This window comes from Burkholderia sp. Bp8998, from assembly GCF_003854235.1.
Taxonomy (GTDB): Bacteria; Pseudomonadota; Gammaproteobacteria; order Burkholderiales; family Burkholderiaceae; genus Burkholderia.
The window spans coordinates 20,316-29,231 of the sequence record NZ_QTQF01000061.1 but is presented as its reverse complement, the minus strand read 5'-3'; the positions used below and the strand labels follow the sequence as shown (position 1 = coordinate 29,231).

Annotated in this window: 6 protein-coding genes; 1 reads left to right on the top strand and 5 read right to left on the bottom strand. The window is 66.5% G+C overall.

The genetic code is table 11. The features are described from left to right. The 3 genes from DIE06_RS34950 to DIE06_RS34940 all read right to left on the bottom strand — a co-directional run. The coding region (locus tag DIE06_RS34950) for an ABC transporter permease subunit (RefSeq protein WP_124665319.1) at positions 1-875 on the bottom strand (875 nt) is incomplete at its 3' end. Between the two features lie 42 nt (positions 876-917). Beyond that, on the bottom strand, positions 918-2,471 hold the full coding sequence (locus tag DIE06_RS34945) for a sugar ABC transporter ATP-binding protein (protein WP_124665318.1): 1,554 nt from the start codon (positions 2,469-2,471) through the stop codon (positions 918-920). Beyond that, positions 2,458-3,708, bottom strand: coding sequence for an ROK family protein (locus DIE06_RS34940; protein WP_124665317.1), 1,251 nt, complete (start codon positions 3,706-3,708; stop codon positions 2,458-2,460). The genes DIE06_RS34945 and DIE06_RS34940 overlap by 14 nt, the downstream gene beginning before the upstream one ends. Before the next feature lie 366 nt (positions 3,709-4,074). Between DIE06_RS34940 and DIE06_RS34935 the strand changes: the two genes are divergently transcribed. Further along, positions 4,075-4,728, top strand: coding sequence for a YitT family protein (locus DIE06_RS34935; RefSeq protein ID WP_260433873.1), 654 nt, complete (start codon positions 4,075-4,077; stop codon positions 4,726-4,728). Between the two features lie 182 nt (positions 4,729-4,910). Here the strand turns inward: DIE06_RS34935 and DIE06_RS34930 are convergent, their stop codons facing one another. After that, on the bottom strand, positions 4,911-7,370 hold the full coding sequence (locus tag DIE06_RS34930) for a glycogen/starch/alpha-glucan phosphorylase (protein WP_124665321.1): 2,460 nt from the start codon (positions 7,368-7,370) through the stop codon (positions 4,911-4,913). Positions 7,371-7,449: 79 nt separating this feature from the next. After that, positions 7,450-8,913, bottom strand: a complete 1,464-nt coding sequence (gene glgA / locus DIE06_RS34925) for a glycogen synthase GlgA (RefSeq protein ID WP_124665316.1) — start codon at positions 8,911-8,913, stop codon at positions 7,450-7,452. Between the last annotated feature and the right edge of the window lie 3 nt (positions 8,914-8,916).

Below are 8,916 nucleotides of genomic sequence, written 5' to 3'. Positions count from 1 at the left end.
GCGCCGATCAGCGTGCCGACGATCGAGCCGACGCCGCCGACGAAGCTGGTGCCGCCGAGGATCACCGCGGCGATCGCGTCGAGTTCGTACGACTGGCCGAGCTGCAGGCCGTTGGCCGCATAGAGCCGCGCGGCGGACATCAGCGCACCGAGGCCGGCGAGCAGGCCGGACGCCGCGTACACGAACAGTTCGATCGCGCGCACGTTGATGCCGGACAGGCGCGCCGCTTCCCGGTTGCCGCCGACGGAGTAGATGCGCATGCCGAGTACCGTGCGGCGCAGGATGAACCACGACGCGGCGACGACGACGAGCGCGATCACGACGAGCCACGGCACGCCGAGGATCGAGCCGTTGCCGATGGCGGCAAACGGCAGTTGCGGGTTGAAGATCGTCGTGTCGTTGCCGATCAGGCGGGCGATGCCGCGCACGGCGGTCAGCGCGCCGAGCGTGACGATGAACGGCGGCAGCCGGAGGAACGAGATCAACGCCCCGTTGATGATGCCGAACGCGAGGCCAATCGCGAGCGCGACCGGGACGCCGAGCCAGCCGAGACCGGGGATGTTCGACGCGATCAGCGCGCCGACCGCGGCGGCGGCGAGCACGGAGCCGACGGACAGGTCGATGCCGCCGGTGAGAATCACGAACGTCATGCCGGCGGCGAGCACGATGTTGATCGACGCCTGCTGTGCGACGATCGACAGGTTCTGCCAGCTGGCGAAGCCGTCGGTCATGAAGGCGAAGCCGATGCACAGCAGGACGAGCACGGGCAGCATGCCGGCCGTGCGCATCAGCGACTGGATGCGGGCGCGGCGATCACGGCGAGCTTGCGGCGCGCGGTCTCCGACCGGGGAAGCGGGCAAATGGGGCTGGTTCATGTCGGTATCTCGTATTCAGGTAACGTGTTCGGGCAGCGCGACTTAGTGCGCATGTTCCTGTTCGGTTTGCGAACCGGTGGCGAGGGCGATGATGGCTTCCTGCGTGATGGGCTCGCCGTGTCCGCCGAGTTCGCCGGCGATCCTGCCTTCGCGCATCACGAGCACGCGGTCTGCGACGCCGATGATCTCGGGCAGCTCGCTCGAGATCACGATCACGCCGACGCCTTCGTTCGCGAGCGCGTTGATGATCCGGTAGATCTCCGATTTCGCGCCGATGTCGACGCCGCGTGTCGGTTCGTCGAGGATCAGGACGCGCGGCTTCGTTTCAAGCAGTCGCGACAGCAGCACTTTCTGCTGATTGCCGCCGGACAGTGCGCCGACGTTCACGTTCGCATGGGGCACGCGGATCGACAGCGCGGCGATCGCGTCGCGCGCGCGCGTGGCGCCACGCGCGAGGTCGAGCACGCCGCCCGTGCGTGCGTCGCGGTTCGCGACCGCGATGTTGATGTTGTCGCGCACGCTCATGTCGAGGAACAGGCCCTGGCGCTTGCGGTCCTCGGTCAGATACACGAGGCCCGCATCGATCGATTCGCGCGGCGAATGCGAGCCGAATGTCTTGTCGCCGATTGTCACGCTGCCGCCCGTGCGCGGCTCCGCGCCAAAGATCAGCCGCGCGAGCTCGGTGCGGCCCGCGCCGACGAGCCCTGCGATGCCAAGCACTTCGCCCGAGTGCAGATCGAAGCTGCAGCCGCGCACGCGGCCGTCGTCGGCGACGTCGCGCACCGACAGCATCAGGTGGCCCGGATCGTACGGCGCGTGTTCCTTCTTGTAGAAACCCGAAATATCGCGGCCGACCATCATGGCCACGAGCCGCTCGGCAGACAGCGATTCGCGATCGAGCGTGCCGGCATACGTGCCGTCGCGCAGCACCGACACACGATCGGACAATTCGTAGATCTCCGCCATCCGGTGGCTGATGTAGATGATCGCGAGGCCTTCCTCGCGCAGCTGGCGGATCAGCGCGAACAGCTGGTCGGTTTCGCGCGACGACAGCGGCGTGGTCGGTTCGTCCATCACGAGAATGCGCGCCTTCGTGTGCACGGCGCGCGCGATCTCGACGAGCTGCTGCTCGGCGATCGACAGCGCACCGACCAGCGTGTTCGGGCCGAAGCTCGCGCCGAGGCGCTTCAGCACGTCCTCGCAGCCGCGGGCCATCGCCGCGCGGTCGATCGTGCCGAAGCGCTTGCCGCCTCGGCGCAGCTCGCGGCCGACATAGATGTTTTCCGCGACGGTCAGGTTCGGCGCGAGGCACAGCTCCTGATAGATCACCGCGACGCCGGCGTCGCGCGCGGCGAGCGGGCCGCCGATGACGATCGGCTCGCCGTCGATCAGGATCTGGCCGCCCGCGTCGGCCTGGTAAGCGCCCGACAGGATCTTCATCAGCGTGGACTTGCCCGCGCCGTTTTCGCCCATCAGCGAGTGCACCTCGCCGGCGTAGACGGTGAGGCTCACGTTGTCGAGCGCACGCACGGCCGGGAACGTCTTGCTGATCCCGCGCATTTCGAGCAGCGGACGGGACGCCTCAGTACGAGACATAGGTCGCCTCCTGGGTATCCACGCTTTCGCCTTTCAGGATGCCGGCGCGCGGGGAGAAGTTGAAGAACATCGGCAGCGTCGCCGCGCCGATCGCGCCGGCATCCGGCCCGAACGAGCCGCGGATGAACACCGGCATCCCGCGCGCTTCCGGCGTGATGTCAGCGAGCGCCGCGCCCAGGCGTTTCATCAGTGCGTCGAGCAGGCCGGCGTCGGTGTCCGAGTCGAGGACGACGACCGGCGAATCGGTTACCGACAGCACGGCACGCAAGGCGGGCGCGAGCGCGTCGACGCAGTCGTCGACCCATTCGCCGACGGCCGGTACGCCGCGCGCGATGCACGCCTCGAGATCCGCACGCGATTCGACGGCCTCGCCGCTATGGCGCAGATGGCGGATCAGCGCGCTCAGCGACGCGCGCGTGAGCAGGATGTCCCATGCGCCGCGCGGCGCCGGTGCCGACGGCAGACGGCTCGGTGGCACCGGCATCACCGCGAAGTCGCCGGCATTGCCGGTGCTGCCGCGCAGGCAGTCGCCGTCGACCGCGATCCCGCCGCCGATCACGGGCCCGAGGAACAGATAGATGAAATCGTCGCGCTGGCGGCCGCAGCCGTAGAACAGCTCGGCGATCGCGGCCGCATTGCCGTCGTTCTCGCTGAACACCGGCAGCGAGATCGCGCGGCCGAGCTCGGCGGCGAAATCGACTTCGGCCCAGGCGCGGAACGCGTCGGCCGGCAGGCCGAGTTCGCGCAGCCAACTGCCGAGGTTGAACGGCTGCGCGACGCCGACGCCGGTCAGTCGCTCGCGGTCGCGCGTGGGCAGGAGTTCCTGCATCGCGTCGATATCGCGGCGCACGATCTCGAGTACGGTCGCGGGCGGTGGAAGCAGGGTGTCGTGCGAACGGCGGCCGATCACGTCGCCCGCGAAGTTCACGAGCGCGGTTTCGATACGCATCCGGTCGAGCCGCACGCCGATGCCGAACGCGCCGCTCGGGGCGAGCCGGATGAGCGATGCCGGCTGACCGCGCTGGCCTTCGACGCGGCGGCCGGTGAACTCGATCAGCTTGGCGTCGGTGAGCGAAGCGATGATGCTGCCGACCGCGGTGCCGGTCAGATTCGCGAGCCGGGCGAGGTCTGCCTTCGACGCGTCGCCGGCGCGCCGCAGCGCCTTGAGCAGCAGGCGCTCGTTGTAGCGGCGCACGTTGACCGAATTGCTGCCCTGGCCGATGTGCAGACTCCTCATGACGATGTCTCCTGTACGGGGGCTTGCTAGCCGTACTATTAATTAAATCATGGTGATTTATTTAAACCCGAGCGGCGCGAAATGTCAGCCTAGGGAAATCCCGGAATAGGGCCGGGGGTTGGCGCTCGAGCGGGCACTCGGCAACCATGCAGGTTGGCGGCAGCAAACGTCTCGGGCCACGCGACCTTGACCGCGAGACGACGGCCTGGCAACGGTGCGTGAGCCGTTGCCCGGATTATTTTGCGGACGTATCCTCGGTCGGAAATTCGCGGCGAGCCGATCCGAGACAGCGGCACGCACTTGAAGCAAGCGGCGCGTTCGAACCGGGAGGGATCGAATCGCCATCAGACGTGAACGTTTGACATCGTGAAATCTGAATCTGCCTCGGCAATGGGCTTTGCCACACCCCAGGAAAGAACCGGCACGCCTCACTCCTTGTTCGAGGATCTCTACGCGATGATCGTCGGCATGGCATTCGTCGTCACCGGCCTGGTGCTGCTGAAGGCCGCCGGGCTTGTCACCGGCGGAATTGCGGGCATTGCGCTGCTTGCGGCGTATATCTTTCCGCTGCCGGTCGGCCTGATATTCACGCTCGTGAATATCCCGTTCTTCATCTTTGCCTACTTCGTGATGGGGGCGCGCTTTGCGATCAAATCGACGGTCGCGAGTTGCGGCATCACCCTTGCGTTGATGGCGATGCCTGGAACCCTGACCATTGCGTACGTCAGTCCGCTTTTTGCGGCATTTACCGGCGGTACGTTGTGCGGCATGGGCATTCTCGCGCTTGCGCGGCACGGTGTCGGTGTCGGCGGGACAGGTATCGTGACCCTGTGGCTGCAACGCGAGCGCGGCATCAACGCGGGCATTACGCAGATGTGCATCGATGCCACCATTCTGCTGGTGTCCATGTTGACGATACCGGCCGGCCGCGTTGGTTGGTCGGCGCTCAGTGCCGTGGCCGTGAGCGGAATGATCGTGGCATGGCACCGCCCGGGACGTTATACCGGTATCACGCAGTGATGCCAGGCGGCTTGCACGGCCGCGCAGCACAACCAGACCTATGCGTGGCCGGGGAAGATCGCCGGCGAGACGGCGATCGCCGCGCGGCAGGAAGGGCCGTTGCCGAGCGACTGAGCACGGATCACCGGTGGGGCGCGTTCCACGCGCCGCACTCGCGCTCGCCGGGCGTCGGCGATGCGATCTCAGCGGAGCGGATCGTCCGCGAGGTGGGTATGCCAGATATCGCGGGCATACTCCGCAATGGTCCGGTCGGACGAAAACGCACCCATGTTCGCGACATTGGCGATGGCCTTCGCCGTCCACTCGCCGGCATCGCGGTACGCGGAATCGACGGCATCCTGAGCCGCGACATAGCTTTCGTAATCGGCCAGCAACAGGTAATGGTCTCCCCAGTTGACGAGCGCATCGAAGATCGCATGGAAGCGCGTCGGGTCGTCGGGTGAGAAATGACCGTCCCGGATCTGTTCGAGCGCACGCTTCAGTTCGGCATTTCGATCGCAGTAGCCGAGCGGGTGATAACCATGCGCACGGATCGCGTCGATCTCGGCCGCGGTATGGCCGAAGATGAAGATGTTGTTCGCACCGACTTTCTCGCGAATTTCGACATTGGCGCCGTCCAGCGTGCCGATCGTCAGCGCACCGTTCAGCGCGAACTTCATGTTGCCGGTGCCGGACGCCTCCGTGCCGGCGGTGGAGATCTGTTCGGACAGGTCGGCGGCGGGAATGATCAGCTCCGCGAGGCTCACGCTGTAGTTCGGGATGAACACCACCTTGAGCCGGTCGCCGATGCGCGGGTCGTTGTTCACCTTGTCGGCGACAGCGTTGATGAGGTGAATGATCTGCTTGGCCATGTGGTACGCGGACGCGGCCTTCCCCGCGAAGATGACGGTGCGCGGTACCCAGTTCGCATCCGGCTCCGCAAGGATCCGGTTGTAGCGGGTGATGACGTGCAGCAGGTTCAGCAACTGGCGCTTGTATTCGTGGATGCGCTTGACCTGGACGTCGAACAGCGACGCAGGGTCGATCGCCAGCCCCAGGTGCTTGCCGACCCAGTCCACCAGGCGGCGCTTGTTGTCGAGCTTGGCGGCGCGGAACGCGGCCGCGAACGCGGTATCGTCGGCAAGGTCCTCGATGGCCTTCAACCGGTCGAGCCGGCGCCGCCAGTCGCGCCCGATCCGGCTGTCGATCAGCGCCGACAGCGACGGGTTGGCCTGCGACAGCCAGCGCCGCGGCGTGATGCCGTTGGTCTTGTTGTTGAAGCGCTCCGGAAACACGCGGGCGAAATCGGCGAAGATCGACTGTTTCATCAGTTCGGAATGCAGTTGCGACACGCCGTTGACCTTGTGGCTCGCGACGACCGCCAGATAGGCCATGCGCACGCGCCGCTCGCCGTGTTCGTCGATGAGCGACAGGCGGCGCATCAGGTCGACATCGGTACCGAATCGCGCCGTGACCTGCGCCAGCATATCGGCGTTGATTTCGAAGATGATCTTCAGGTGGCGCGGCAGCACGCGGCCGAGCATGTCCACGGGCCAGGTCTCCAGTGCTTCATGCATCAGGGTGTGGTTCGTGTACGAGAACACGCGCTGCGTCAACGCCCATGCGCGGCGCCACGGCACCTCGTGTTCGTCGATGAGGATTCGCATCAGCTCCGGAATCGCCAGCACCGGATGCGTGTCGTTCAGGTGGATCGCGACGCGCTCGGGCAGCTTGTCGAAATCGACGTGGTTCGACAGGTAGCGGCGGACCAGATCCTGCAGGCTCGCCGAGACGAAGAAATACTCCTGCCTGAGCCGAAGTTCACGCCCGGCGGACGTGGAATCGTCCGGATAGAGCACGCGCGACACGTTTTCCGAGTGATTCTTGTTTTCGACCGCGTCGAAGTAATTGCCGCGATTGAAGGCGGCCAGATTGATCTCGTCGCTTGCCCTCGCGGACCAGAGGCGCAGCGTATTGGTCGCTTCGGTCGCGTAACCGGGCACGATCGCGTCGTAGGCCATGGCGAGCACATCCTGGGTGTCAAGCCAGCGTGTGCGGTCGCCTTCCTGCTCGACGCGGCCGCCGAACCGAACCTGGTATTGCACCTCCGGGCGCGGGAACTCCCACGGGTTGCCGTCGACCAGCCAGTAGTCGGGGCTTTCGACCTGTCGGCCATCGACGATCTGCTGCCGGAACATCCCGTAGTCGTAGCGGATCCCGTAGCCGAAGCCCGGCACGCCGAGCGTGGCCATCGAATCCAGGAAGCATGCGGCAAGCCGGCCGAGGCCGCCATTGCCCAGTGCGGCGTCGTGTTCGAGGTCCGTGATCCGGCCGAAGTCGACGTCGAGTTCGGCCAGCGCCTGTTTCACATTGGCATGGATGTCGAGGGCGAGCAGCGCATTGGTAAAGCTGCGGCCAATCAGGAATTCCATCGACAGGTAATACACGCGCTTCACGTCCTGCGCGTACTGGGCGCGCGTGGTCCGCATCCAGCGTTCGACCAGGCGGTCGCGTACCGCGAGCGCGGTGGCCTGCAGCCAGTCTTGCGGGCGGGCGGTGACAGGGTCCTTGCCGACCGCATAGATCAGCTTGTTGGAGATCGAGTGCTTGAGCGCGGTGACATCGCTCGACAGCTTGTCGTACTTGAATTCGTTGAGGTTCATGGCGTGCTCATGTGATTGATGCGGCGGGGCCGTGTCGCGGGTCGCGGCCGCCTGCGTGCCAGATGCGCGGATCGCGCGGTCAGGCGAGGTTTCGATAGATCGACAGGAATTGCGCGGCAGTGCGATCCCAGCCGAAGTCCTGGCGCATCGCGGCCTTCTGCACCTGTTTCCAGTCGGCCTTGCGGCCGAACAGCGCAAACGCGCGGCGGATCGCGGCGTCGAGATCCGCTGCGTCGAACCGGTCGAACACGAAGCCGGTCGCCGTTGCGTCCGCGATGTTCTCGAGCGAACAGTCCACCACCGTATCCGCGAGGCCGCCGACTCGCCGCACGAGCGGCAGCGTGCCGTATTTCAGGCCGTAGAGTTGCGTCAGGCCGCAGGGCTCGAACCGCGACGGCACGACGATCACGTCGCTGCCGGCGACGATGCGGTGCGACATGGCTTCGTCATAGCCGATCACGACGGCCACGGAGCCGGGATGCGCCGCCGCCGCTTCGCGGAAGGCCCGCTCGAGTTCGGCGTCGCCGCTGCCGAGCAGCACGAGCTGCCCGCCGCGACGCACCAGTTCGGGCAACGCGGCAAGCATCAGCGGCAGGCCTTTCTGCTCGGTCAGGCGGCTCACGATGCCGAACAGCGGCGCGGTGGTCTGGACGGCAAGCCCGACTTCCTGCTGCAGCGCGGCCTTGCACTTGAGCTTGCCGGGCAGCGCGGCGGACGCTGCCGGCGAGTAGGTCGCGGCGATGAGCGGGTCGGTGGCCGGGTTCCAGACCGATGCGTCTACACCGTTCAGGATGCCGGACAGGTTGCCGGCGCGTTGCAGGAGCAAGCCGTGCAGTCCACAGCCCTGCTCGACCGACTGGATTTCGCTCGCGTAGGTCGGGCTGACGGTTGTGATCCGGTCGGCGTAGTACAGGCCGGCCTTCAGGAACGACACCTGGCCGTGGAACTCCAGCCCGTTGACGTCGAAGAATGCGCCTGGCAGGTCAAGCTCGCCGAACGTATGGGCGGGAAACACGCCCTGGTACGCGAGGTTGTGGACGGTGAGCACGCTCGTTGCGGCGCGGTGTCCCGTGGCCAGTTCAGCCGCCCGCAGATAGGCCGGTGCGAGGCCGGCGTGCCAGTCGTGGCAGTGCACGACGTTCGGGCGCCAGAACGCATCGAGCCCGTGCGCGACGCGCGCGGCCACCCAGCCGAGCAGCGCGAACCGGCGGTGATTGTCGCCGTACGGATGCTTGTCGGCGTCGACATAAGGGCCGCCGGGACGATCGTACAGCCCGGGTGCGTCGACCATATAGATCGCGACGTCGCTATCGGGCAGCAGGCCGTGATACAGGCGAATGTCGCCGCTCCCGGCCCACGACGGCAGTTCGGCGACGAGCTGGCGGTTCCGGATGCCGTCGCGAAACGCCGGGAAGCCGGGCACCAGCAGGCGCGCATCGCAGCCTGCCGCGGCCTGTGCGGCTGGCAGCGCCCCGGTCACGTCGGCGAGACCGCCGGTTTTCAGCAGTGGGTAGACTTCCGTGCAAACGTGTAGCACGCGCATGAT